The following is a 586-nucleotide window of genomic DNA, read 5'->3' as shown; positions in this document are numbered from 1 at the left end:
ACATGTCCCTTCTCGCGCAGCGTCGCAACCGCCCGCTCGATCGTCTCGTAAGGCATGACCAGCGCCCGCCGGCGCGGCCCGAACAAGAGCATGCCGATCAGGCCGCCCTTGGCATCGAGCACCGGACCGCCCTCGAAGCGGCCGCCGGCGTTGATGGCCAGATTGATGCGCCGTTCGATCGCGCCGCCGCGCATCGAGCGCCAGGCGGGCCCGACCTCGCCGACCGTGCCAAAGACCGCAAGTGCTGCCCCTTCGCTATTGCCGACGGCGATCGCCACGTTGCCGGGGCGCACGGCAGCGGCCTCAGCCAGTTGCGGCAGACCGGCGGCGGAAGCCGGCTTCAGCAGGGCAACGCCCGTCGAAGGATCTCGGCCGGCAAGCTCGGCCTTCACAGTTTCGCCCGAGGCCAGCGTCAGTTCGATCTCCTCTCCGGCTTCGACCGCTTCCTCCGCGGTAACAAAGAAGCCGTCGCGCCAGTGGAAGGCGCTCGCGGTGCGGTGGTGATGCGTAGCGAAGCTTGCCAGCGCCGGCGCGGCGGCCGCCGCGACATCGGCAACGGCATCGGAAAAGGCACTAAGGTTGAAGT

General features: G+C 69.1%; 1 protein-coding gene. It reads right to left on the bottom strand.

Annotation, left to right across the window (positions count from 1 at the left end):
* On the bottom strand, nt 1–586 hold a 586-nt coding region (locus tag EOA60_RS36330), incomplete at both ends, for a S1C family serine protease (protein WP_164899942.1).

This window comes from Mesorhizobium sp. M1A.F.Ca.IN.020.06.1.1 (assembly GCF_004023265.1).
GTDB lineage: Bacteria > Pseudomonadota > Alphaproteobacteria > Rhizobiales > Rhizobiaceae > Mesorhizobium.
The sequence above is the reverse complement of the archived record's forward strand: the minus strand, read 5'-3'. Positions and strand labels throughout refer to the sequence as shown.